General features: G+C 63.0%; 24 protein-coding genes. 14 read left to right on the forward strand and 10 right to left on the reverse strand.

Annotation, left to right across the window (positions count from 1 at the left end):
* Nucleotides 1-7: 7 nt before the first annotated feature.
* The 3 genes from ACSQ86_RS16930 to ACSQ86_RS16940 are packed head-to-tail and all read right to left on the reverse strand — an operon-like array spanning nt 8 to nt 2567.
* The gene (locus ACSQ86_RS16930; protein ID WP_436309246.1) at nt 8-1240 is read right to left on the reverse strand and encodes a pyridoxal phosphate-dependent aminotransferase; all 1233 of its coding nucleotides are present in this window, start codon (nt 1238-1240) and stop codon (nt 8-10) included.
* Nucleotides 1240-1902, reverse strand: a complete 663-nt coding sequence (locus ACSQ86_RS16935; protein WP_436309247.1) for an RraA family protein — start codon at nt 1900-1902, stop codon at nt 1240-1242. The genes ACSQ86_RS16930 and ACSQ86_RS16935 overlap by 1 nt, the downstream gene beginning before the upstream one ends.
* Nucleotides 1899-2567: an RraA family protein gene (locus tag ACSQ86_RS16940; protein ID WP_436309248.1), complete on the reverse strand. Its 669-nt coding sequence runs from the start codon at nt 2565-2567 to the stop codon at nt 1899-1901. The genes ACSQ86_RS16935 and ACSQ86_RS16940 overlap by 4 nt, the downstream gene beginning before the upstream one ends.
* A 105-nt stretch (nt 2568-2672) precedes the next feature.
* On the opposite strand from ACSQ86_RS16940, the gene ACSQ86_RS16945 reads away from it, so the two are divergent.
* Entirely contained in the window at nt 2673-3602 is a 930-nt protein-coding gene (locus ACSQ86_RS16945; protein WP_436309249.1) for a LysR family transcriptional regulator, read from the forward strand.
* A 27-nt stretch (nt 3603-3629) separates the two neighbouring features.
* Here the strand turns inward: ACSQ86_RS16945 and ACSQ86_RS16950 are convergent, their stop codons facing one another.
* Nucleotides 3630-4526, reverse strand: coding sequence for an amino acid ABC transporter substrate-binding protein (locus ACSQ86_RS16950; protein WP_436309250.1), 897 nt, complete (start codon nt 4524-4526; stop codon nt 3630-3632).
* Between the two features lie 343 nt (nt 4527-4869).
* Between ACSQ86_RS16950 and ACSQ86_RS16955 the strand changes: the two genes are divergently transcribed.
* Genes ACSQ86_RS16955 through ACSQ86_RS16975 form a run of 5 tightly spaced genes read left to right on the forward strand, consistent with a single transcriptional unit; the run spans nt 4870 to nt 8967 of the window.
* Nucleotides 4870-5676, forward strand: a complete 807-nt coding sequence (locus ACSQ86_RS16955) for an NAD(P)H-dependent oxidoreductase (RefSeq protein ID WP_436309251.1) — start codon at nt 4870-4872, stop codon at nt 5674-5676.
* Nucleotides 5677-5709: 33 nt separating this feature from the next.
* On the forward strand, nt 5710-6885 hold the full coding sequence (locus ACSQ86_RS16960) for an NAD(P)/FAD-dependent oxidoreductase (protein ID WP_436309252.1): 1176 nt from the start codon (nt 5710-5712) through the stop codon (nt 6883-6885).
* A gap of 12 nt (nt 6886-6897) precedes the next feature.
* Nucleotides 6898-7671 (forward strand): SDR family NAD(P)-dependent oxidoreductase, encoded by a 774-nt coding sequence (locus ACSQ86_RS16965; RefSeq protein WP_093107912.1) that lies wholly within the window; start codon nt 6898-6900, stop codon nt 7669-7671.
* 4 nt (nt 7672-7675) lie between these two features.
* Nucleotides 7676-8128: a VOC family protein gene (locus ACSQ86_RS16970; protein ID WP_436309253.1), complete on the forward strand. Its 453-nt coding sequence runs from the start codon at nt 7676-7678 to the stop codon at nt 8126-8128.
* Entirely contained in the window at nt 8125-8967 is an 843-nt protein-coding gene (locus ACSQ86_RS16975; protein WP_436309254.1) for a LamB/YcsF family protein, read from the forward strand. Before ACSQ86_RS16970 ends, ACSQ86_RS16975 begins: the two co-directional genes overlap by 4 nt.
* A 67-nt stretch (nt 8968-9034) precedes the next feature.
* On the opposite strand, the gene ACSQ86_RS16980 is transcribed toward ACSQ86_RS16975, so the two are convergent.
* The gene (locus tag ACSQ86_RS16980) at nt 9035-9760 is read right to left on the reverse strand and encodes a helix-turn-helix domain-containing protein (RefSeq protein WP_436309255.1); all 726 of its coding nucleotides are present in this window, start codon (nt 9758-9760) and stop codon (nt 9035-9037) included.
* An 81-nt stretch (nt 9761-9841) separates the two neighbouring features.
* Between ACSQ86_RS16980 and ACSQ86_RS16985 the strand changes: the two genes are divergently transcribed.
* Complete coding sequence (locus ACSQ86_RS16985) at nt 9842-10513, forward strand: GntR family transcriptional regulator (protein ID WP_436309256.1); 672 nt, start codon at nt 9842-9844, stop codon at nt 10511-10513.
* A gap of 22 nt (nt 10514-10535) precedes the next feature.
* Here ACSQ86_RS16985 and ACSQ86_RS16990 read toward each other — a convergent pair whose 3' ends face one another.
* The gene (locus ACSQ86_RS16990) at nt 10536-10814 is read right to left on the reverse strand and encodes a tautomerase family protein (RefSeq protein WP_436310282.1); all 279 of its coding nucleotides are present in this window, start codon (nt 10812-10814) and stop codon (nt 10536-10538) included.
* 150 nt (nt 10815-10964) lie between these two features.
* Between ACSQ86_RS16990 and ACSQ86_RS16995 the strand changes: the two genes are divergently transcribed.
* Both ACSQ86_RS16995 and ACSQ86_RS17000 read left to right on the forward strand, forming a co-directional pair.
* Nucleotides 10965-11912: a Bug family tripartite tricarboxylate transporter substrate binding protein gene (locus ACSQ86_RS16995; protein WP_436309257.1), complete on the forward strand. Its 948-nt coding sequence runs from the start codon at nt 10965-10967 to the stop codon at nt 11910-11912.
* Between the two features lie 11 nt (nt 11913-11923).
* Nucleotides 11924-12934, forward strand: a complete 1011-nt coding sequence (locus ACSQ86_RS17000; protein WP_436309258.1) for an Ldh family oxidoreductase — start codon at nt 11924-11926, stop codon at nt 12932-12934.
* 19 nt (nt 12935-12953) lie between these two features.
* Here the strand turns inward: ACSQ86_RS17000 and ACSQ86_RS17005 are convergent, their stop codons facing one another.
* Nucleotides 12954-13835 carry a transporter substrate-binding domain-containing protein gene (locus ACSQ86_RS17005; protein ID WP_436309259.1) on the reverse strand — a complete coding sequence of 294 codons (882 nt, stop codon included), beginning with the start codon at nt 13833-13835 and terminating at the stop codon, nt 12954-12956.
* A 90-nt stretch (nt 13836-13925) separates the two neighbouring features.
* On the opposite strand from ACSQ86_RS17005, the gene ACSQ86_RS17010 reads away from it, so the two are divergent.
* A complete protein-coding gene (locus ACSQ86_RS17010) occupies nt 13926-15104 on the forward strand; it encodes an NAD(P)/FAD-dependent oxidoreductase (protein ID WP_436309260.1) in 1179 nt (392 codons plus the stop codon).
* Between the two features lie 12 nt (nt 15105-15116).
* Nucleotides 15117-15740: an aldehyde dehydrogenase family protein gene (locus ACSQ86_RS17015; RefSeq protein ID WP_436309261.1), complete on the forward strand. Its 624-nt coding sequence runs from the start codon at nt 15117-15119 to the stop codon at nt 15738-15740.
* Here ACSQ86_RS17015 and istB read toward each other — a convergent pair.
* The gene (gene istB, locus ACSQ86_RS17020) at nt 15721-16485 is read right to left on the reverse strand and encodes an IS21-like element helper ATPase IstB (protein ID WP_436303544.1); all 765 of its coding nucleotides are present in this window, start codon (nt 16483-16485) and stop codon (nt 15721-15723) included. The two genes, ACSQ86_RS17015 and istB, sit on opposite strands and share 20 nt — an antisense overlap.
* A complete protein-coding gene (istA, locus tag ACSQ86_RS17025; RefSeq protein WP_436303543.1) occupies nt 16482-18089 on the reverse strand; it encodes an IS21 family transposase in 1608 nt (535 codons plus the stop codon). Before istA ends, istB begins: the two co-directional genes overlap by 4 nt.
* A 139-nt stretch (nt 18090-18228) precedes the next feature.
* On the opposite strand from istA, the gene ACSQ86_RS17030 reads away from it, so the two are divergent.
* From ACSQ86_RS17030 to ACSQ86_RS17040, 3 genes are all read left to right on the forward strand, one after another.
* On the forward strand, nt 18229-19149 hold the full coding sequence (locus tag ACSQ86_RS17030; RefSeq protein ID WP_436310283.1) for an aldehyde dehydrogenase family protein: 921 nt from the start codon (nt 18229-18231) through the stop codon (nt 19147-19149).
* Nucleotides 19150-19217: 68 nt separating this feature from the next.
* Nucleotides 19218-20009 carry a helix-turn-helix domain-containing protein gene (locus tag ACSQ86_RS17035; protein ID WP_436309262.1) on the forward strand — a complete coding sequence of 264 codons (792 nt, stop codon included), beginning with the start codon at nt 19218-19220 and terminating at the stop codon, nt 20007-20009.
* A 164-nt stretch (nt 20010-20173) separates the two neighbouring features.
* The gene (locus ACSQ86_RS17040) at nt 20174-21571 is read left to right on the forward strand and encodes a GMC family oxidoreductase N-terminal domain-containing protein (protein ID WP_436309263.1); all 1398 of its coding nucleotides are present in this window, start codon (nt 20174-20176) and stop codon (nt 21569-21571) included.
* Between the two features lie 153 nt (nt 21572-21724).
* Here the strand turns inward: ACSQ86_RS17040 and ACSQ86_RS17045 are convergent, their stop codons facing one another.
* The gene (locus ACSQ86_RS17045; protein WP_436309264.1) at nt 21725-22702 is read right to left on the reverse strand and encodes an IS5 family transposase; all 978 of its coding nucleotides are present in this window, start codon (nt 22700-22702) and stop codon (nt 21725-21727) included.
* Nucleotides 22703-22746: the final 44 nt, after the last annotated feature.

Consider the following 22746-nt stretch of genomic DNA (forward strand, 5'->3'; position numbering starts at 1 on the left):
TCACATATCACGTGGCACTCACCAGCGATCGGCAAAAGCCCTGCACCGCCTCGCACGCCCTTCGCAGCGAAGCATCGTCGAGCGCATAGGCGATGCGGATGTAAGGCCCCAAGCCGAAGGCGCTGCCGTGCACGACGGCCACGCCGGCCTCGTCCAGCAGGGCCATCGCGACATCCTCGTCCGTGTGCAGCACAGTGCCTGCAGGCGTCGTCTTGCCGATCAGGCCCTCGCATGAAGCGAAGGCGTAGAACGCACCGGCGGGCACTTCACAGCCGAGGCCTGGTGTGTCGTTCAGCAGCTTCACCATCATGTCGCGCCGTTTCTGAAACACCGCGCGGCTGCTGTCGATGAAGTCTCGAGGCCCGGTCAGGGCGGCCACCGCGGCGTGCTGCGAGATGGTGCACGCCCCCGAGGTCTGCTGCCCCTGGAGCTTCTCCATGGCATCGAGCAGCCATCTCGGTCCCGTGCCGAAGCCGATGCGCCAGCCCGTCATCGCATAGGCCTTGGACACCCCGTTCATCGTCAGGGTGCACTCGCGCAGCCGAGGCTCGACTTGCGCGATGGTGTGGAAAGCGGCGCCGTCGAAGATCAGGTGCTCGTAGATGTCGTCCGACAGCACCAGCACATGAGGACAGTCCAGCAGCACGGTGGCCAGTGCCAGCAGTTCCGTGCGGGTGTAGACCGCACCGGTCGGGTTGGAAGGCGAATTCAGGATCACCCACCGCGTCCGCGGCGTGATCGCGTCCGCAAGCTTCTGCGGCGTGAGCTTGAAGCCCGTCTCGCTGCCGCAAGGCACGACCACCGGCTTGCCCCCGCAGAGCTGGACCATCTCCGGGTAGCTCACCCAGTAAGGCGCAGGCACGATGACCTCGTCGCCTTCGTTCAATGTCGCGGCCAGGGCGTTGTAGATCACCTGCTTGCCGCCGCTGCACACCAGCGTGTCCTGCCAGCTCACCTCCAGGCCATTCTCGCGTCTGAACTTCGTTGCGATGGCCTCGCGCAAGGCGCGCAGCCCAGCGACCTGCGTGTAGCGCGTATGGCCGGCACGGATCGCGGCGATTCCGGCTTCACGCACGTGTTCAGGCGTGTCGAAATCCGGCTCGCCTGCGGACAGCGAGATCACACTGGCGCCGGCCGCGCGGCGCGCCGCCACGCAATCCATCACGCGATAGGTGGCGGAAGGCTGTACGCTCTCGAGGTGGATGTTCAAGCGCCGCGTGTCGGATACAGAGACACCCATCATCCTTTCCTCTGCAGCGTGTGGTAGCCCAGCGTCTGGCGTGCCTCTCCCAGGGTCTTCCCCTGCGCGACCTGCGCGCGAATCTCGGCTTCCACCCCTTCGATCTTGCGGGCCAGCTCGGCCACCTCGCGCGCGCGGCCGCGAGGCACGACCACCACGCCGTTCGCATCGGCCACGACGATGTCGCGCGCCACGACCCGGGCCGTGCCGATCGATACCGGCGTATTGACCGACTCGACCTCGACCCGGTCCTTGCCCGTGCGCATGAAGCGCCCCCTGGTGAACAGCGGATAGCCGTCGCCCAGCGCCTTGGAAACGTCGCGGCACACGCCGTCGATCACGGTGGCGCCGATCTTTCGAATGCCGGCGTACTGGGTCATGATGTCGCCCCACACGGTGCAGTCGGTGCGCCCGCCGTTGTCGATCACGATCACGTCGCCTTCGGCCACGTCGTCGATGAAGTCGCCGACCGTCCCGGGGGGCGTGGAGGCCGACACGTACTTGACCGTGAAGGCGGGTCCGATGACGACCCGCTTGTAGTTGTCCAGCGGCGCAATGCCCAGGCACTGGCCCGGCAACCCCAGTTTGTCCATCGCGTCCGAGACGCCCGGGGTATCCAGTCCGTCGAAGAGATCGACGAGTTCCTTGTCTTGTGCGTTCATTTGCCGGCTCCTTGGTTGATGGCTTCGAATTCCTTGTCGTGCATGACTTCGGCGACCGAGCGGCCGGTGCGTACCGCCTGCACCATGGCGTCCTGGCGGCGCGCGATGCGCTCGCCCAGGTCGAGGACTTCCTTGATGCGCGCCGCCGGCACGAACACCGTGCCGCAGCGATCCGCGATCACGTAGTCGTCCTGATTCACCGTGACGCCGGCCATCTGCACCGGCTTGCCGGAATCGACCTGCACAACCCGGTTGCGCGCACTGATCATGGTCACGCCACGGCCATAGACGGGATAGCCGATGGATTCGCTGCCTTCGATGTCGCGGCTCAGGCCGTCGATCACCGAGCCGCGGATGTTCCGCGCCACGGCGGCGTTGGCCAGGATGTCGCCCCAGCAGGAGATTCCGTCGACGCCGCCGGCGATGACCAGCACCCGTTCGTTGCTCGTGACCTCCGCGATGACGGGGGAGATCAAGTGCACGGTGGGCTTGGCGTCGGTCTTCGGGCCGAGCTGGATGGTGCTGGCGCGGCCCACGATCTTCGGGCAGGACCACAGCGGACGCAGTCCGTAGGTGGCGCCGGGCAGTTGAAGGAAATCGAGCGCGTCGGAGACAGTGTTCGTGTCCAGCGCGGCCAAGCGAACAAGCAGGGAGGGAGGCGTCATGGAATAGCGGTGTGAAGCAATCGGAGCTCCACTTTCGGCCGATGCCATTCATCTGTAAATTCCGAATCTCGGAACCCATCCATACGATTAACCTATGACCCAGCCATGATCAACTTCCGCCTCATCCGCCATCTCTGGCTGTTCCTGATCGTGGCCGAGGAGAAGAACTTCACCCGCGCTGCAAAGCGCCTGGGCATGTCGCAGCCGCCCCTGACCGAGCAGATCCAGGTTCTCGAACAGTCGCTGAAGATGCGCCTCTTCGAGCGCTCACGCAAAGGAGCCCAGCTCACGCCGATGGGCGCGGCCATCCTGCCGGCCGTGCGCAAGTTCGCCGAGCAGCTGCAGCGGCTGGAGCTGGCCGTGCAGGAGGCGGCCGCGGGACAGACAGGCCTGCTCACCATCGGCGCCATCAGCTCGGCAATGGTGGATGTCCTGCCCGCACTCCTCGAGCAATTGAAGGCCGACCTCCCCTCGCTCACGGTGTCCGTGCGCGAGATCGACAGCGTGGATGCCATCCCCCTTCTGGAAGGCGGCGACATCGACCTGGCCTTCGCACGGCTGGAAGGGGACTTGGGCGCGGACATCGCATCGGTGCCCCTCACCCAGGATCGGCTGTCGGTGGCCCTGCCCAAATCGCATGCGCTGGCGCAGTTGCCGAGGATTCGCCTGGCCTCGCTCGCGCAGGAAGCCTTCGTGATGTTCTCCCGCCAGGTCAGCCCGGTCTACTTCGACAGCCTCGTCGCTGCCTGCCTGGCGAACGGCTTCTCGCCGCGCGTGATCCACGAGGTCCGATCGATCTCGTCCCAGGTCGCTTTCGTCGGATGCGGACAGGGCATCGCGCTGGTGCATTCGTCCTTCAAGCGCCTGGCGCCGGAGAACGTCGTTTTCCGGCCGCTCAAGGAGCGCCTGAACGTCGTCACCACGGCGGTTGCATGGAGCAGCACGCGTCCAAATCCGGTCGTCGACACCATCATCGCCAAGCTGGGCGCTGTCTCGGCGCCCTCTCGCAAGGCCGCCGGGGCTAAAGACTCCTGAGCTCGCTGAGTAGCCCGAGCTGCCGATTCAGACGCCCCGGTTGTTCGGGTTCCTGTAGGCCTCCTTGACGGCGTTCGGCATCGGGAGGTTGATGTTCGCTCCAGTCGGAGGCACTGGACGGGTGAACCACTTCGCATAGAGCTCATTGATCTCTCCATTCTTCATGAGCGAAGTGAGCGTCGCATCAACCAGCGCCTTGAACTGCGGATCGTCCTTGCGATACATGAACCCATAGGGCTCTTCTCGCAGACGCTCTTCAAGAATTTTGTACTCACCCGGATTGTTCGTTCGAGCGATCAAGCCCGCGAGCTGCACGTCTTCCACGATCATGGCCGCCGCGCGGTCGGAGGAAAGGAGCAGGAACGCATCTGCGGTGTCCTTCCCTGAGATCTCGTTGATCTCCAGCTTCTCGTTCTTGCGGTAAGCACGAAGCAGCTGGATCGAGGTGCTCCCGGTGACGGTGGCCACCGTCTTTCCCTCGAGTTGAGCCATGCTGCTGACTCCCGAGCTCTTCTTGACGGCGGCGGCCACGCTGGCCACGAAGTGCGTTGGTGCGAACTCCACCTGCTGCGCACGGGCGACGGTGTTCGTCGTCGTGCTGCACTCGAGGTCGACGGCGCCGTTCTGCACCAGTGGGATGCGGTTGGTCGGCGTGACGATGGTGTAGTGCACCTTCAGGTTCGGCATACCCAGCTTGGCCTTCACCGCGTCGACAACCTTCATGCAAAGGTCGGCAGAGAAGCCGACCGGGTTGTCGTCCGAACTCAGCTTGTACGAGAACGGAAACGATGCCTCGCGTCCACCGAGATTGATGACGCCTGTTTCCTTGATCTTCTGCAAGGTGTCCTTGGTCTGCGCATGCGCCGCACCCAGTGCCTGCAGCCCCACGATGGCAACGACGGTGATGGTCTCGAGAAGTTTCATGACGGCTTTCAGAAGTGGTTGACCTGCGGCGGGGCCAATGCCCTGTGGCCGACATTCTGAGATTTGATTGATGGAGTCATGAAATAGTTATTACTGATCCCTCGATCACGGATTGGTATCGCCATGCCGCCGGGCACGGCGATCAGTCGTGACCGTTGTAGTAGGCCTGCAACTGGACTTCGCTCTCGGGCGTGCACGACCCGCCGTCGACGACGATGCTCTGCCCGGTCACACGCAGATGGAGAGCCGCAGAGCGGCCGACGTTTTGACTATGCAGAAAACCGCGGCCGGGGTGCGTCATACCATCTAGCGGCGCCGATCCCCCGCCCGCACAATTTCCGGCATGAACTGTCTGATCGTATTTGCGCATCCCGAGCCGGCATCCTTCAACGCAGCGCTCAAGGACCTCGCCGGTGGCGAGTTAGAGCGCCAGGGCCACACGGTCGTCGTCAGTGACCTGTACCGCATGCGCTGGAATTCGGCCTTGGGTCCTGCCGACTTCGCAGGCGAGCGTGCAAACCCCGACTACCTGGATCTCTCCAGGGAACAGGAGCATGCATTCGCGACCAACGCATACAGCGCAGAAGTCGCGGCCGAGCAGGCCAAGGTCGCAGCCGCCGACTTCATCCTGTTTCATTTCCCGGTCTGGTGGTTCTCGATGCCCGCGATCCTCAAGGGCTGGATCGACCGCGTCTTCAGCCGAGGCTTCGCGTACTCCGCGGGGCGCAAGTACGAATCCGGGCACTTCAAGGGCAAGCGGGCGATGCTTTGCATCACAACAGGGACGGCGTCCACCCTCTACGAAGCCAACGGCATCGACGGCGACCTTCACCATGTGCTCTGGCCCATCCACAACGGGATCCTGGGCTACACCGGCTTCACCATACTCCCACCCTTTGCCGCCTGGATGCCTGCACGCGTATCGGCAGCGGAGCGCCAGGCCTACCTCGACGCGTTGGCCGAGCGCCTGCGCAGCATCGACCGGACCGAGCCGCTCTTCTTCCATCCCTGGAGCGACTACGACAAGTCGCAGCGACTCAAGCCCGGTGTCCTCGCTCGGTCTGGCGTGCAGTGGAACCCGCGCGCCGGCCAGACATTCGAGCAATCGGCGTCGGACTTCGCACAACGGCAGCGGCCGGTTCGGGCCTGATTTCGCCGTTCATCCATTTGCTCTCCCTCGGTCATGCCATCAGCGAGTTCAGGCCGCGTCGTTATTGTCGGCGGCGGCATCATTGGCAGCTTCTGTGCGTGGTCACTGCGCCAGGCCGGCTTCGCGGGATCGATCACTGTCGTGGAGAAAGACCCGACGTACCAGTACTCTTCGACAGCCCTGTCTGCCGCTTCGATACGCACACAGTTCGGGACACCCACGAATATCCAGATGAGCCTGTTCGGGGCTCACATGTTTCGCAACATCAAGGCCGTGTTCGGAGAAGAGGCGGACATCGGATTCCAGGAAAAGGGCTACCTGATCCTTGGGGAGAGCGATCAGATCGCCGAGCGGGTGGCGGCGGCCGAGATGCAATGCGCCCAAGGTGCACGCATCCTCGCGCTGGACCCCGACGAACTCGGCGTGCGCTTTCCTGGAATCAGTTTCGACGGCGTCGGCATCGGAACGCTGGGCGTGCAGCACGAAGGCTGGTTCGATGCCTGGAGCCTGCTGTCCACGGTGCGTCGATCGGCGCGTCAGCACGGCGTCCACTACGTGCAGGCGGCGGTCGAGACGTTGGAGACGCATCACGCCAGGGTCACCGGCGTCGGGCTGTCGAATGGAGAGAAGATCTCCTGCGATTTCTGCATTCTGGCGGCGGGCGCGCTATCCGGCCGGTTGGTCGCGTCACTGGGCATCGCGCTGCCTGTTGTGCCCAAGAAGCGCACGGTGTTCTGCTTCAAGACGCCGTTCAGGCTGGAAAACTTCCCGATGCTGTTTGATTCAAGCGGTATCTGGGTTCGTCCTGAAGGGGACGGCTACATCGGGGGCATCCAGCCACCGGCCGAGAAGGACGCGGACGCCGATGGGGATTTCGAGCCGCATCACGAGCTCTTCGAGGAGCTCTTCTGGCCCTTGCTTGCCACCCGTATTCCGGCCATGGAGGAACTTCGGCTCCACCGTGCATGGGCGGGGCACTATGAAGTCAATACGCTGGACCACAACGGGGTCGTCGGCGCCCACGATGAACTCAGCAATCTCATCATGGCGACCGGATTCTCCGGCCATGGGGTCATGCATGCGCCAGCCGTGGGTCGAGGTGTTGCAGAACTGGTCACAACAGGAGAGTTCCGGTCCATCGACATGACCCCGTTGGGCTGGGGCCGAATTCGCAGTTCAACACCATTGTTTGAAACCATCGTCTACTAAGAGGAAGTCGAAATGAGGCTTGCAGGAAAAGTTGCTGTCGTGACAGGAGCTGCGCGCGGAATCGGGCGCGCGACGGCCGAACGTCTCTTGGCCGAAGGGGCCAAAGTGGTTGTCTCCGACGTCAACGTGGACCAGTTGCACAAGACGGCCGGTGAGATCGGCACGCCAGATGCCGTTCTGGCGCTACCCGCCGACGTTGCGAAGAAGAGCGAGGTGGTTCAGCTCGTCGAGGCGGCCGTCCAGCGCTTCGGCGCCGTCGACATCATGGTGAACAACGCCGGCATCGCGCCGGTGGTTGATTTTCTGGACGTCACCGAAGAACTCCTGGATCGCGTGCTGGACGTCAATCTCAAGGGCGCCTTCTACGGGACGCAGGCAGCAGGCCGCCAGATGATCAGCCAAGGCAAGGGCGGCGTGATCATCAACATGTCGTCGATCAACTCCGGGCTGGCCAACCCCAACGTGGCGCCCTACGCCATCTCCAAGGGCGGCATGAACCAGGTAACTTCCACCGCGGCGGTGGCGTTTGCGCCCCATGGCATCCGTGTCGTGGGCGTCGGCCCCGGGACCATCATGACCGACATGGTGGCCGGGGCGTTCGTCAACAGCGCGGGCCATCATGCGATCCTGTCGCGAACCCCGCTGGGCCGCTACGGCCAGGCATCGGAAATCGCGTCGGTCGTCGCCTTCCTCGCCAGTGACGATGCGTCGTACCTGACCGGGGAAACCGTGTATGTGGACGGAGGCCGGCGCGTGCTGAACTATGTCGTACCGGTCAAGGACTGAACCCATGTCGACCTTGTTCAACAAGTTTCACCACATCTGCATCGTGGTGTACGACATCGACAAGGCGCAAGCCTACTACGAGTCCATCGGCGTGGGCCCGTGGGTCGAATATCCGCCTCTGGTCGAGTATGAGGAGCTGGAGGTTCCCAGCAAGGCCGGCTTCCTGTCGCTCAAGTACAGGATCTGCAACCTGCCCGACGTTCAGATCCAGCTGTGTGAGCCTGGCGATGAACCCTCGCCCCAGCGCCTTCACATGGACAGCAAGGGAGAAGGTGTCTTCCACATCGGCTTCGAGGTTGCGGACGCGGATGCCGCCGAGGCGCAGGCCAAAGGCGCGGGCCTGCCGGTGCTGATGCGCGGGCGCCGCGCCAACCGTACGGGCTTCACCTACTACGACTCGGCGCAGGGCGCGGGCGTCACGCTCCTGACGCGTGCAACGAATCTGCCCGGCAAGTGACGGCTGGCGACGTTTTCGCTGACACACGAAAAGCGGCGGTTCCGGCGCTGACGAAGCAACTCGATGTGAAGGACGCAAGGATGCGGATCGATCTGAATTCCGATCTCGGGGAAGGTTACGGGCCTTGGGTCATGGGGGATGACGCGCTCATCCTGGACTGCGTCACCAGCGCCAACATCGCCTGTGGCGGTCATGCCGGCGACGCGGAAACCATGTACAGGACGCTGCGCATGGCCGCAGACCGTGGCGTCAAGGTCGGGGCCCATCCCGGCTATGCGGACCGTGAAGGTTTCGGCCGGCGCGTGATTCCGATGCAAGCCGCCGAGATCGGCAGGATGGTCGTGGCGCAGGTTGGCGCGCTCGCCGCAATGGCGCGATTGGCGGGCACGCGAGTGAGCTACGTCAAGCCGCATGGCGCGCTGGGCAATCTCGCGGCCGCTGACATGACGGTGGCGAAGGCCATCGTTTCCGTGGTGAAGTCCGTTGACCCGACGCTCGCGATACTCGCCATATCCGGCACGGAGCTCGAGCGCTCCGCGCGTGAGCAAGAAGTTCAGGTGTTCTCCGAGATCTTTGCCGATCGCGCGTATCTGCCCAACGGCCAACTGGTGCCGCGCAGCCAGACCGGTGCCATGCTGCATGACGCCAAGGAGGCCGCGGATCGCTTGATCGGCTACCTGAAAACCGGAAGGATGCCGGTGCTGGGCGCCGAGCCTATTGCGTTGAACGCCGACTCGATCTGCGTCCACGGCGACAGTGCCGGAGCCATCGAGATGGCGAGACTCGTCCGGATGCGGTTGGAGGCCGAGGGTGTCACCGTGGCCTCCTTTGTCGGCTAGCCGCTGGCGATGGATGGAGCCGTGGTGGGGTTTGGAGAGCCGCTGTTCAGGATCGCCTGATGCCCCGTCACTTCGCGCGCGCAGCAGCGCGGTACTGCTGTGGGGTGAACATGGTGGCAGCCTTGAACTGCCTCGAAAAGGCGCTGTGGTCGGTGTACCCACACTCTGTCGCGATGTCGGTGATGCTGTCCTGGCCGTTCTCCAGTTTGCAGCATGCGCGATCCAGCCGCATCCGCATCATGATCTGCTTGGGCGCCATGCCGAACACCTCCCTGCACAAGCGCTCCAGCGTATCCATTGACAGGTTCACGGCCACCGCAATCTCGCTGATCCGCAGGTTCTGTTGATCCGGGGCCTCCAGCATCTTCAGGAAGTCGAGTAGCCGCTTGTAGCTTGCGTGCTTTTCGTCGGGACGCGAAAGTATGCGCGACACGCCGATCAGCCCGACGACCTGCCCTGCCTTGTCCGACAAGGGAAACTTCGAGCTGAGGCACCACTGTCGGCGCCCATCCGCCGAGAAGAAAAGACGCAGCACGTCGACCACGGGCTTGCCGGTGCTGATCACTTCTCGGTCCTGCGTGAGTGTGGTCGGCCCGGTGAAGCCGAACAAGTCGTCCGAGGTGAGTCCGACCACCTCTTCCTTGCGCCTACAGCCGCTGTGGTTCAGCAAGGTACTGTTGACCACCAGGTACCGTGCCTCCCGGTCCTTGACGTAGAACAGGACGCTGGGAAGGTGGTCGAACATCTTCTCCAGGAGGGAGAGATCGAGCTTCATCTCGATCGCGCGCAGCAAGGTTTCCTTGTCCAGCATGGGTAGGGGCACCATCCAGGTTGATCGGATCCTATTTTGGATTCGAAAGTAAGATAGTGGCCCGTGAAGGTTTGGATGCGAGGTCTTGTGATGGCTGACGAGTCGGCGAATGGCGTGCTTGTATTGTCTGCAGATTCAGTCACGAGCGCACTGCGTGACATGATTCTGACCGGGTCCCTCGGCTTAGGGGTCCAGCTCAAACAAGAGGCGCTGGCCAAGCGCTTCGGTGTCAGTCGCATCCCCGTTCGCGAGGCCTTGAAGCGGCTTCAGGCCGAAGGCCTTGTTCAGCATACCCCGCACCAAGGCTCCATCGTCGCGACCCAGTCCGTCCCCGAACTGCTTGAGACCCTGGACATCCGGATCGGCCTGGAAACGCGTGCTCTGAAGCTTGCGATCCCACTGATGAAGACAGCTGACCACAAGGCGGCGCGCGAGATCATGGCCAGGTACGACGCAAGCGACTCGCCTCTCGAGTGGGCGGAGCTCAACCTCGAGTTTCATCTGTGCTTGTACAGGGCCTGCGGGCGGCCCAGGCTTCTGAAAATGATCGAAGAGATCGTGCGCGGGATCGGCATTCACCTCCGCGCCCAGCAGTCGTACAAGGCCGGACGAAAGTCCCCCCAATCCGAACACCGCGAGATCCTCAAGGCTTGCGTGGCTCGTGACATTCCCTTGGCCATCGAACTGCTGGAGAAGCACATCGAACACACGCAAAGAGCGCTTCAGGACGATTGATCCGAGAACGCGCAGATGAACCTCAGGTCGCCGGCGCTCCCAAGAACTTTCCGCCCACCGCCCAATCCGACGGCTTCACGTCCTCGAACACAACGTGGACCGTTTCCGGTTTGCAGCCGCAGTGAGCAACCATCGATTGCGTGATCTCCTCGGCAACCTTCTGTTTTTGCTCCTGCGTTCGGCCTGCGGACAGTTCGATGCGAATCATGGGCATTGCTTTTCCTTTAGGGTTTGACTCTGGACAAGATTTCCGAGCAAGGCTTATTATCAGAGATTGGATCCTATTATGGATACCAACCATCTGACTTGCACCCTTGATCGGTATCAAGCGCGCTTGCGGGATGTCCCGGTCGTCTTGCCTCAAACACGCTCATTTAGGAATGTCATGGCACACCAATCACAGATCGGAAGTCGGCGCCGCGCGTTGAAAAAAATCTCCGTTTCAATCGGCATGGGCATCGCGATCGGCGCGCTCCACATGTTCGCCAGCGCGCAGGACCCCTACCCCTCCAAGCCGATACGGCTGGTTGTGGCCTATGCGGCCGGAGGCGGCACTGATGTCGCCGCCCGGATCTTTGCCGAGTCGCTGTCGCGGGTGCTGGGCTCGCCGGTCATCGTCGAGAACAAGGTCGGCGCAAGCGGAAACATTGGCGGCGACTTCGTTGCGAAGGCGCCGGCCGATGGCTACACGCTGCTTTTCGGTGCCATGGCGAATCTCGCGATCAATCCGTACCTGTACAAGGACATGAGCTATTCGCCAGAACGCGACTTCACGCCGATCGCACAGGTCTTCGACACCAACCATGTTGTCGTGGCAGGCCCGTCGTCGAAGCTCACGAGCTTCAAGCAGATGGTCACCGAGGCAAAGGCCAATCCCGGGAAGCTCACGTACGCCTCGGCCGGCGCGGGATCGTCAACCCACATCGTGGCCGAGCTGGTCGCTCAAGCCACCGGCATCAAGATGGTTCACGTTCCCTATCGAGGCAATGGTCCCGCGCTGGTGGACGTCATGTCCGGCCAGGTCGATCTGATGTTCGACCAGGTGCCCAATTCGACGCCATTCGTGGCGAGCAAGAAGATCAACGCGCTGGCGGTCACCTCCGCGAAGCACCTGCCGGCAATGCCCGAGGTTCCGACGGTCACGGAGCTGGGGTATCCGCAACTCGAAATCTCGTCGTGGACCGGCTTGTTTGGTCCTGCAAGATTGCCCGCCACGGTGGTTTCGAAGCTGAACGACGCCACCAACAGGGCACTGGCAGACCCGGAGACACGGGCAAAGCTCGAGAAGGCGGGTGCCATTCCCACCCAGTCCACCCCACAGGCCATGGCCAAGCTGCTCCAAAATGACAGCAAACGCTTTGGCGCGCTGGTCCAGAAGGCCGGCATCAAGGCGGACTGAGGCCAGCGGGCATGAACGTCCACGTCTCCGAGGCCGAACTCGTCGACCTCATCTCGCGGGTTCTACAGCGCGCAGGCGTGATCGATTCCACTGCGCATGCGGTCGCGCTGACCGTTGCCGCAGCGGAGCGCGACGGCGCGCACAGCCACGGCGTCATTCGGCTGGAAGGCTATCTGGGTTCGATCTCGAGCGGCTGGGTCGATGGCCAGGCCGTTGTCTCTGTCCGCGATCAGGCTCCTTCCGTCGTTCACGCCGACGCGGCCAATGGCTTTGCACAGGGAGCGCTGCAAGCCGCGCGTTCCATGCTCGTTTCAAAGGCCCGCAGCCAAGGCATCGCCAGCCTTGTCATCTCCAACTCCCATCACTTCGGGTGCCTCTGGCCGGACGTGGAACCGTTCGCGGAAAGCGGGCTGGTGGCGATGTCCTTCGTCAACAGCCGCAGCCGGATGGTGGCGCCCGGCGCGCAGCGAAAGGTTCTTGGAACCAACCCCATGGCCTTCGCGGCGCCCAGAGCGAACTTGCCACCCCTGGTTTGGGATCAGGCATCCAGCGTGATGGCTCACGGCGACGTGATCATCGCTGCGCAAAAGGGAGTTCGTTTGCCCCCGAACACCGGCGTCGATCGAGACGGGAATGCCACCGATGATCCGACGGCGGTGCTGGACGGCGGCGCCCTGCTTCCCTTCGCATCTCACAAGGGGCTGCTGATCGCACTTCTTGTGGAGGTCCTGGCCGCCGGATTGACCGGCAGCCGGTTTGGCTTCGAGGACGAATCCGCGTCGTTTCCGGGAGCGCAAACCTCCAATGCAGGCCAGCTGGTGATCGCCCTGGACCCCCTGCGAATGGGAGCGTCGCACTTCAGGGAGCGGCTTGACGAACTCTTGTCCGTGCTGTTGCAAGCAGGAACGAGGCGCTTGCCTGGTCAACGGCGCTATGAGCAGCGAGAGTCGTCAAGGCGAGAAGGCATCAAGCTCGCCCGAGGCCGTTACGAAGAACTCCAGAGAATGGCGGCTGCTGCCTGAGGCATCGGGAGAGGACGATTCAAACGCCCTTGTCCGTGGGATTCCTGTACAGCGCCTTCGTCGCCTCGGACATCGGGAACTGCAGGTTCACATTGCGGGGCGGAATCGGCGAAGTGAACCACTTCGCGTACATCGCGTCGATCCTGCCGGTTTTCATCAGATCGGTGACGGTGGCGTCGACGAGCGCCTTCAACTTCGGATCGTCCTTGCGAAACATGATGCCGTACGGCTCCTGGCGAAGTGCCTCGGGCAGGATCTTGTACTCGGCGGGCGTCTGCGAGGCTGCGATCTGTCCGGCCAGCAGCACGTCGTCCATCACGAAAGCGCTGGCGCGGTCCGATGCGAGCAGAAGGAAGGAATCCGAATGATCCTTGCCATAGATTTCGCTGACTTCGATGCTCTCGGTCTTCTTGTATGCACGCAGCAAGGGAATGGATGTGGTGCCCGTCGTCGTCGCGATCGTCTTGCCTGCAAGGTCGGCGAAGCTGTTGATGCCCGAGCTCTTCTTGACCGCGGCACTGACGCCGACGACGATGTAGTTCGGACTGAACGCAACCTGTTGCTGACGGGCCATGGAATTGGTGGTCGATCCGCATTCCAGGTCGACGGTGCCGTTCTGCACCAGCGGTATCCGGTTCTGCGAAGTCACCGTCTGGTACTTCACGGTGAGATTTGCAACGCCCAGCTTCGACTTGACTGCACTGACGACCTCCTTGCAGATGTCGATCGCAAAGCCCACGGGCTCTTCGCCGGTTCCGAGAACATAGGAGAAGGGAATCGACGAATCGCGGTGGCCGATCGTGATGGTCCCTGCAGCCTTGATCTTCTCGAGCGTGTCGCCCGGTTGAGCCGACGAGGCCCCTGCCGCCAGGGCCAGGCAACAAAGTGCAAGTAAACGCATGTTGATCCTCTGTTACTCAATGATGAGTTGCATTGGATCCAATCCGGGATACACTGTCAAGCCCAGTTCACTCCGAAACCAAGATTTCCCATGGACTCATCAACCCCGACCACCTTCGATGTTGCAGTCATCGGCGGCGGCATCATCGGATCGAGCGTCGCCTACTACCTTCTCAAGGCGTCGCCTGGTCTTTCGGTCTGCGTGATCGAGCCGGATCCCACCTACGAGTTCGCATCCGCGCTTCGGGCCTCGGGTGGATGCCGCGTCCAGTTCACCTGCCCCGAGAACATCGAGATGTCGAAGTACAGCATCGATTTCATCAGGGGCTTCGAGGAGACCATGGCGAGCAAGGGTCGCCCTGCACCGGTCGATTGGGTTGAAGGTGGCTACCTTTTCATCGTGCCGCCAGATCAAGTGAAGGGTCTGGAGCGCAATGTGAAGATCCAGCTGGACCATGGCTGCGTCGTGAACCTCATGGACACCGCGGGCCTGAAGGCGAAGTTTCCCTCGATGAACGTGGAGGACCTTGGCGCAGGCGCGCACACCCCTCACGACGGCTGGTGCGACCCCAACGGATTGCTCTGGGGCTTCCGACGCAAGGCGGTTGAGCTCGGTGCGGTCTACATTCAGGAGCGCGTCGTGCAAGCCGATGTGGACGCCGTCAAGGTGAAGTCGGTAGGACTTGGCAACGGTGATCGCGTCGTCGCAAGCTCGTTTGTGAATGCGACGGGCGCGTGGTCGGGCGCACTGGCCGAGAAGTTCGGCATGAAGCTGCCGGTCACACCGCTGAGGCGCTTCGAACACTACTTCAGCGCGGGCTCGCCAGTTGAATTCCTTCCTTATGTCAAGGACACGGCGCGGCTTGCCTTTCGCTCCGAGGGCAAGGGATTTTCTGGTGGACTTGTCGATGGCGACGAACCCCGCGCCTTCAATTTCGAAGTGGACCATGACTACTTCGAGCGTGTGGTGTGGCCCGCCGTCGCCCATCGATTCCCTGCATTCGAAGCGGCGAAGTGCCATCGAACCTGGTCGGGCCTCTACGAGCAAAACGAGCTCGACGGCAACCCGGTCATCGGTGCATGGAGCAAGCTGCCCAATCTCTATACCGTCGCCGGATTCTCAGGCCACGGGATGATGCACGCGCCGGCAGCGGGCCGAGGAATGGCTGAGCTCATCCTGAAGGGCAGGTTCGAGACCATCGATCTCTCAAGACTTGGCTACGAGCGCATCGAGAAACAGCAGCCGTACGCGGAAGCAGGCATTCTGTAGTCCGAGAGCAGCATGTACAGCGACAAGATCGAACTCTTCATCGACGGCCAATGGATGCCGGGTGCCGACCGGATCGAGGCGCCTATCGTCAATCCGGCAACGGGGGAGCGCATTGCGTCGCTGGCCTGCGCCGGCGCAGTTGACCTCGACATGGCGCTGGATGCGTCCGCCCGTGCCTTCGAGCAGTGGAAGACGACCACGGCCGCGCACCGATGGGAAATTCTGAACCGTGCCGCGTCGTTGATCGATGAGCGAAAAGCGAACATCGCACGGGTCCTGACGACCGAGAACGGCAAGACTGTTTCCGAGGCCACAGGAGAGCTTGGGTTCTGCGTCAACGCTACTCGCTGGTATGCAGAAGAATCCAAGAGGGCCTACGGCCGCGTCATCCCTTCCCGACACCCTGCGGTGCGCCAGACCGTCCTGAAAGAGCCCGTGGGGCCTGCGCTCGGCTTTGCCGCATGGAACTTTCCCGCGGGCAACGTCACACTCAAGATCGCGGCAGCACTGGCGGCCGGCTGCTCGATCATCGTCAAGCCCAGCGACGAGACCCCGATGGCCACCCCAAACTGCTCCACTTATGGCCGGTCAAACTGCTCCAGGCAGGACGGTCGGATTATGACGATTCGGGTGTGATGGCGATGCGCGCGGCGGCCTCCTTCAGACGGTAGCTCTTGCCCTCGAACTCCAGCATTGCGCAGCGGTGCATGAGCCGGTCCAGGATGGTGGTGGCCATGGTGGCGTCGGCGAGGTACTTGCCCCAGTCCTGCACCACCCGGTTGGAGGTGATGACGATGGCGCGGCGCAGCTTGTAGCGCTGGTGCACGATGGCCTGCAGCAGTTCGGCGCTCACGTCGGCAATGCGCCGGGCCAGGAACATGTCATCAAGGACCAACAGGTCTGGCTCGATCCAGCCCTTGAGCTGTTCGGCCTGTTCCGCCGTGCTGGCCAGCCCGTAGCGGGCGAACTCGGAGTCGGCCTCCACGTAGCGCACGTCATAGCCCTGCAACGTGGCCTGGTAGGCCACCGCCTTGGCCACGTGGCTCTTTCCGGTGCCGGGCTTGCCGACGATCAATGCGTTGGCCCCCTCGCCGATGAACTTCAGGGTGTGCAGCTCGAAGCAGGCGTTGCGCGGCAGCTTGGGATTGAAGCGCCAGTCGAAGTCCGCCAGCGTCAGGCGCTCGGCCAGGCCTGAGCGCTTGAAGCGGCGCTCCATCAATCGTGAGCGGCGCCGGTCGAGCTCGTCTTGCAGCATGGCGGCCAACGTCTCCAGGAAGGGCTGCTGGGCGGCCTGGGCCTGCATCACGCGGGTGGACAGGGTGTCGGCGATGCCGGACAGGCGCAGCTCGCGCAGGGCGCGTTCGATCTCGGTCATGTTCATGGCTGGGCGATCTCAGTGGGGTGGGAGGTTGTGCCGCCCGAGGTGGCGGTGGCGGCGTGGGCGAACAGATCGCCGTATTCGTCGGCGCTGCGAATGAGCTCGTGCTGCTGGGTGAGCGTTGACGCCGACTGTGTCGGCGTGCCGGCCTGCAGGGCGGCCAGCGCGTCGGCCACCAGCCGCTCGGTGAGTGCCTTGACGTGGCGGTAGCTGTGTACGCCTTGCTCCATGGCGGCAGCGCAGGCCGCGTCGATGAAGTGATTGGGGTAGCGCTTGGCCAGATTGACGATGCCCCAGAGCTTGCGCTGGCCCACGCGCCCCTCGATGGCGAACAGCATCTGGCACAGCCGAGAGGCCTGCGGCCCGATGGCTCGGGCCTGGGCCAGGATGAAGCGCGTCTCGCGAGAGGGGTTGAACACCCGCTCGGCCATGGGCAACACCACGGTGCCGGGGCGATCAACCCGGGCGTGGGTGCGCAGCAAGGCCTGGGTGCGCAGCTCGCGGATCTCGATGCGCCGCTCGAACAGCCGCACCAGCACCTTGGTGCCAATCGGGGCCGGGCGCGCGGCGTAGCTGCTGTGGTCGATGCGCACGCAGCTGTCGTCGCAGACCGTGCGCTGCACCTCGGTGAAGTACTGCATGCGCGTGGCTGGCAGCGGCTGCAGGTGGGCGCGCTCCTCCTCGAACATGGCCTGCACCTGACGCCGCTCGGCGCCGTGGATGCGCGAGGCGGCCCACTTGGACTCCCAGTGTTCCAGGAAGGCGTTCTGCTCTTCGATGGTCTCGAAGCGCCGCCCCTTGAGCGCGGTGGACTGGGTATGTTGGATCGCGTTCTCGACCGTCCCCTTGCGATTCGGATCCCGGACCCGAGCCGGGTCGGCCACCACCTCGTAGTGGGCCAGTGTGGCGGCGTAGACCGGATTGAGCGCAGGCTCGTACAGGTCGGGCTTCAAGACGCCCTCCTTCAAATTGTCCAGCACGACGTAGTGGGTCGACCCGCCAAAGTAGGCCCAGGCCTGCTCGTGCAACTCAGCCCAGACTTGCTGGCTGGACTTCCAGATCACGCGGCGGAAGCTGCGCCGCGAGTAGCGCAGCGTGGCCACGAACAGGCGGGGTTTGCGCCAGCGCTCGGTGCTCGGCACCCGGGTGGGGGCGCCTTCACCGTAGTCGACCTGCATCTCCTCGCCGGGCGCAAAGCTCAGACGATCGAACTGCTCGGGCTCCTTGTGGCGAAGCTGGGCGCAGAAGCGCTTGACGGAGTTGTAGGCGCCGTCAAAGCCATGTTGGTCGACCAGGTCCTGGTAGATGGCCGTGGCGTTGCGGCCCAGGCGCAACTGGGCGTCGATGAAAGCGCGGTGGGGTTCGCACTTGGAGGTGGCCAGCGGCGGCGCTACCGACCTGGAAGTCGGTGGCCAGGGTGGAGCAGTTTGACCACCGGAGTCGGTGGCCACCCCGGGGCAGTTTGCCGGATCGGCGGCGAAGCGCTGCTGATACGCCCGGATGGTGTGGCGCGAGATGCCGGTGATTCGCGCGATCTCGCGCTGGGTGGCGCCGCCCTTGAGCAGCGTCCAGATGGTGGTTTGCAGATGTGGCTTCAAGACGTTCACTCCGTTGTTCCCCTCGCTCAGAGGGGGTGGAAAGTAACGTCCTGCCTGTCGAGCTTCGCGGCGCCCGACGCACCGTGTTCAATGCGTCAGATCACCGTGGCCAGGGTGGAGCAGTTTGGGTGGCCATAAGTGGGGCACTTTGGGTGGCCGCCGGGGCGAGACGCCGGGCACTGCTGCCGCGATTGCCCAGTGCTTCCACGACGCCGGTGTGCCTCCAGGGTTATTGAACTTGGTGTTCGGCGAGCCCGCGGCGATCTCCGAGCATCTCATTCGTTCGCGGATTCCGAAGAAGGTTTCGCTCACAGGCTCGACGCCGGTCGGGAAGCTGCTGCAGAAGCTCGCAGCCGATACGCTCAAGCGCTGCACGATGGAGCTTGGCGGGCACGCGCCGGTCATCGTCTTCGAAGATGCGGATCTCGAGCAGACGCTGGACGTGCTCGTCGCTGCGAAGTTCAGGAACGCCGGGCAGGTCTGTACCTCGCCAACGCGGTTCTTCGTACATGAGCGCATCCACGAAGCTTTTGTCGAAGGCTTCGTGCAGCGCACAAAGCGCATCAGGGTCGGCGATGGACTCGATCCCGCGTCCACCATGGGGCCCCTGACGCTCGAGCGGCGACTCAGCGTCATCGATGACTTCGTCACGGATGCGACCGGGAGGGGCGCCACCCTGCTGCACGGTGGCACGCGTCTTGAGCGGCGCGGCTTCTTCTATGCACCCACCGTCCTTCGCGATGTTCCGGACGATGCAAGGATCATGGTCGACGAGCCATTCGGCCCTGTCGCGCCGATCACATCGTTCAAGGACTTCGATGAAGTCATGCATCGCGCCAACGCCCTCCCCTTTGGGCTGGCCTCTTACGTGTTCACCAGGAACGCGGCGACGGCGCGCAAGGCCGGAAATATGCTGGATGCGGGTCAGGTCGCGGTCAACCACACCTCCGTTCATGAGCCCGAAACGCCCTTTGGCGGTGTCAACGAATCGGGGTACGGCTCGGAGAGCGGAATCGAAGGACTGGATGCGTACATGCGGACCAAGCTCGTCACCGAGAAGTTCGAATAGCGCCATCCGGGCGGTGCCGACAACTGTTTCTCGGATCCCGGGGAAGTCTGCAATCGGGAGACACACACATGGCAGCCGACAGCTTGCATCTGCACCCGGACCTCCTCGATTGGATCATCCAAACACCTCGTCTGATGGAGCAGATCTTCGACAGCCTGCCTGACGTGTTGTTCTACATCAAGGATGTCGAGGGGCGCTACCTTTGGGTCAACAACGCGTTGATCGTGCGAAGTGGCTTGCGCGAGAGAGAGCTGGTCATCGGCCAGACTTCCGATCAGCTCTTCCCTGTCCCCGGACCGGGAACCTTGAGCCAAGATCTTCTCGTCATCCGCAGCAAGCTCCCTACTCGCGAGCACCTTCGGCTCTATCGCACGGCTTCCGGGGACCGCTTCTGGTGCCTGAGCTCCAAGTTCCCATTGATGAATGCCGCGAAAGAGGTCGTTGGATTGATTGGCATCTCGCGCGACCTCCCGCGCCCGAACGAGCGCCATCGAAACTACCACCGGCTCGAGAAGTTTCTCGAGTACATCGATCGCCGGCTCGAACACAACGTTCTGATTTCCGAAGCGGCCAAGCACGCTTCGTTCTCGGACGACACACTCGCTCGGCTGGTCCTCGAAGTGTTTCAGATGACGCCCAAGCAGTTGCTGATGAAGAAGCGCATCGACAGAGCCTGCCGGCTGCTGGAAGACACCAATGATCCGATCACGCTTGTTTCCGGTGCGTGCGGCTACGCCGACCAGAGCGCCTTCGCAAGGCAGTTCAAGGTTGCCACCCACATGACGCCGGCTCGGTACAGGTCAGCTCACAAGCCGTTCACCTCGATTCGACTCGAGCTCAACAGGGTCGGTGGCAACTAGCAAGACGGCGTCGAACGCTCTTTCCGGTCCGTGCTCGACCGGCGGGCCTGGCATGGCTCTCGGTTTGTGCCGAAACCCGCACGTTGGCACCCGGGTGCGGAGGTATCGCCTGCAGCTCCCGGTCCATAGAATTTTCTTCACTCATTTGGAAGGTGACCTGCATCTTGACGGCTCTCGGCAGAAGCGAAACTGCTCGCTTCGACTACATCATCGTCGGATCGGGTCCGGCCGGATCGGTGCTCGCGAGCCGCTTGAGCGAAGACCCTTCCGTGACTGTCCTTCTTCTCGAGGCAGGCGGCTCCGACCGAAGCCCGGTCATCCAGATGCCGGCGGCCGTGCCCTTCGCCTACATGAGCAAGGAACTCGGCTGGGGCTATCAGGCTGGCCCCGAGCCCCATCTGGATGGCCGTTGGATCGACGAGAAGCGAGGGCGGGTCATCGGAGGCAGTTCATCGATCAACGCGATGATCTTCAACCGCGGCAATCCGCTCGACTATGACGGTTGGGCCCAGAACCGGCTTCCCGGTTGGAGCTGGAGCGACTGCCTGCCGTACTTCAAGAAGATGGAGACCTTCGCGGAGGGTGGAAGTGAATGGCGCGGTGACCAAGGTCCGTTGCAGATCTCGCGTTGCAAGGCCGACTTCCCGCTCTATCACCAGTTCCTGCGTGCGGGCGAGCAAGCCGGATTCCCACTCGCCTCGGACCATAACGCGCGGAGCCAGGAAGGCCTCCACATCGCCCAAGCCTACATCCACGGGGGCGTGCGCTGGAGCGCCTCGCGCGCGTACCTGAAGCCTGCAGAGCGAAGGCCGAACCTTCAAATCCGATCGCGAGCAACAGTCTCGAAGGTGCTGTTCGAAGGCCAGCGCGCCATCGGCGTCGTGATGCGCCGGGGAGATGCCGAAGAACGCCTCGAATGCAACCGGGAGGTCATCCTGTCTGCGGGGGCGTTCGGCTCTCCGCAGTTGCTCATGCTCTCAGGCGTGGGCGATCCGGATCAGCTGCGCGAGCACGGCATCGACGTCCGCGTAGCGCTACGGGACGTCGGCATGCACCTGGAGAATCATCCAGGGGTCAATCTGCAGTTCGCAACAGACACCCATCACTCCATGGTGTCTCGACTCGGCTTCGCAGATCGCGCCTGGCTCGGACTGGAATGGGCCTTGTTTCGCAAGGGCCTGGGCGCAACGAACTTCTTCGAGGCGGGCGCCTTTCTTCGGACGAGGCAGGGCCTGGCGTTCCCGAACATGCAGTTCGAGTTCCTGCCCTTGGTTCGACATGTCGAGAACGGCAAGCTGAAGGCGCGCCCGGGATTCAACTTCTGGATGGATCTGTCGCGCCCTGCAAGTCGCGGACGGGTGCGCCTGCAGAGTGCCGACCCCGGCGCGGCACCGTCGATCGTCTTCAACCATCTGGCGGAGACTTCGGATCTCGAAGACCTCGTCGATGGCGTCGCGCTCTGTCGGAACATCGTCGCGCAGTCCGCGCTCGCCAGCGTCAGCAAGGCGGAGTTGATGCCGGGGACACATGTGCAGTCACGGGCAGACCTAGGGCAAGGCTGATCAAGCCACTCTTTTTGTTGAACAGTGGTACTGGCTTGCCGGCGACATGAATTCCGTCGATTTCATGGGACTGTGATCGATTGTGGGGCGCAATCGAAGGCAAATCAGCCCGTTCGGGCTCTGACTGCGGGCCATTGGCCCGCTCCTGGTTCGCTATGCACGCATTTGTGCCAACAGTGGTCGCCTCGTGAGATAGATGTTGGCCATCGCCAGCGTCACGAACGCCCGGGTCGCGTTCTTCGCCAGTCCGCGATACCGAACCTTGTCGAAGCCCCACAACCGCTTGACCACCGCGAAGACATGTTCGACCCGGGCGCGAATCCTGGACTTGTTGCGGTTCTTCGCCTTCTTCACCTCATCGACTTCGCACCCCGCCTTGCGCGTGCGCTGGTTGGTGAAGTCCAGTGCGTTCGGCGCCTTGCCTCGAATCAGGTTCTTCTGGCTCGCATACGCGCTGTCGCCGTAGACGCGGCGCTCGTTGCCGTGCAGCAGGTCAGGCAGCGGGTGTTTGTCGTGCATGTTGGCCGCCGTCACCACGGCGCTGTGCACCAGCCCGCTCTGACTGTCCACGCCGATGTGCAGCTTCATGCCGAAATACCATTGCTTGCCCTTGCGCGTCTGGTGCATCTCGGGGTCTCGCGCCTTGTCGGCGTTCTTGGTCGAGCTCGGTGCGCCAATCAGCGTAGCGTCCACGATGGTCCCGGTCTTGATTTGGAAGCCGCTGGACTGCAGCACCTTGCCGACCTCGGCAAACAGCTGCTTGCCCAGGTCGTGCTTTTCCAGCAGATGGCGAAACTTCAGCACCGTGGTCTCGTCAGGCACCCGCTCCACACCCAGGTCGATGCCCACGAAGCTACGCAGGCTGGCAATGTCGTACAACGCCTCCTCTACCGCGTTGTCGGCCAGATTGAACCAGTGCTGCAGCAGATGAATGCGCAGCATGCGCTCCAGTCCGATCGGACGACGCCCATTGCCGGCCTTGGGATAGTGCGGCTCGATCACTGCGCACAACGCAGCCCACGGCACGATCGCGTCCATCGCATCCAGAAAGTCTTCACGCTTGGTGCGACGGCGAAATCGCTCGAATCCCGCACCCTGGTCCGCCGCCATCGCCAATGTCTGCTGCTTCATTTTCGGCACTCACGCTGTGACTGTGCCTTCGACACAGCAATCGC

The organism is Variovorax sp. LjRoot130 (assembly GCF_964253755.1).
Taxonomy (GTDB): Bacteria; Pseudomonadota; Gammaproteobacteria; order Burkholderiales; family Burkholderiaceae_C; genus Variovorax.

Coding starts and splice junctions, on each gene's coding strand:
- ACSQ86_RS16930 (WP_436309246.1), bottom strand. CDS start 1,240: ATGGGTGTCTCTGTATCCGACACGCGGCGCTTGAACATCCACCTCGAG.
- ACSQ86_RS16935 (WP_436309247.1), bottom strand. CDS start 1,902: ATGAACGCACAAGACAAGGAACTCGTCGATCTCTTCGACGGACTGGAT.
- ACSQ86_RS16940 (WP_436309248.1), bottom strand. CDS start 2,567: ATGACGCCTCCCTCCCTGCTTGTTCGCTTGGCCGCGCTGGACACGAAC.
- ACSQ86_RS16945 (WP_436309249.1), top strand. CDS start 2,673: ATGATCAACTTCCGCCTCATCCGCCATCTCTGGCTGTTCCTGATCGTG.
- ACSQ86_RS16950 (WP_436309250.1), bottom strand. CDS start 4,526: ATGAAACTTCTCGAGACCATCACCGTCGTTGCCATCGTGGGGCTGCAG.
- ACSQ86_RS16955 (WP_436309251.1), top strand. CDS start 4,870: ATGAACTGTCTGATCGTATTTGCGCATCCCGAGCCGGCATCCTTCAAC.
- ACSQ86_RS16960 (WP_436309252.1), top strand. CDS start 5,710: ATGCCATCAGCGAGTTCAGGCCGCGTCGTTATTGTCGGCGGCGGCATC.
- ACSQ86_RS16965 (WP_093107912.1), top strand. CDS start 6,898: ATGAGGCTTGCAGGAAAAGTTGCTGTCGTGACAGGAGCTGCGCGCGGA.
- ACSQ86_RS16970 (WP_436309253.1), top strand. CDS start 7,676: ATGTCGACCTTGTTCAACAAGTTTCACCACATCTGCATCGTGGTGTAC.
- ACSQ86_RS16990 (WP_436310282.1), bottom strand. CDS start 10,814: ATGGTTGGTATCCATAATAGGATCCAATCTCTGATAATAAGCCTTGCT.
- ACSQ86_RS16995 (WP_436309257.1), top strand. CDS start 10,965: ATGGGCATCGCGATCGGCGCGCTCCACATGTTCGCCAGCGCGCAGGAC.
- ACSQ86_RS17000 (WP_436309258.1), top strand. CDS start 11,924: ATGAACGTCCACGTCTCCGAGGCCGAACTCGTCGACCTCATCTCGCGG.
- ACSQ86_RS17005 (WP_436309259.1), bottom strand. CDS start 13,835: ATGCGTTTACTTGCACTTTGTTGCCTGGCCCTGGCGGCAGGGGCCTCG.
- ACSQ86_RS17010 (WP_436309260.1), top strand. CDS start 13,926: ATGGACTCATCAACCCCGACCACCTTCGATGTTGCAGTCATCGGCGGC.
- ACSQ86_RS17015 (WP_436309261.1), top strand. CDS start 15,117: ATGTACAGCGACAAGATCGAACTCTTCATCGACGGCCAATGGATGCCG.
- istB (WP_436303544.1), bottom strand. CDS start 16,485: ATGAACATGACCGAGATCGAACGCGCCCTGCGCGAGCTGCGCCTGTCC.
- ACSQ86_RS17035 (WP_436309262.1), top strand. CDS start 19,218: ATGGCAGCCGACAGCTTGCATCTGCACCCGGACCTCCTCGATTGGATC.
- ACSQ86_RS17045 (WP_436309264.1), bottom strand. CDS start 22,702: ATGAAGCAGCAGACATTGGCGATGGCGGCGGACCAGGGTGCGGGATTC.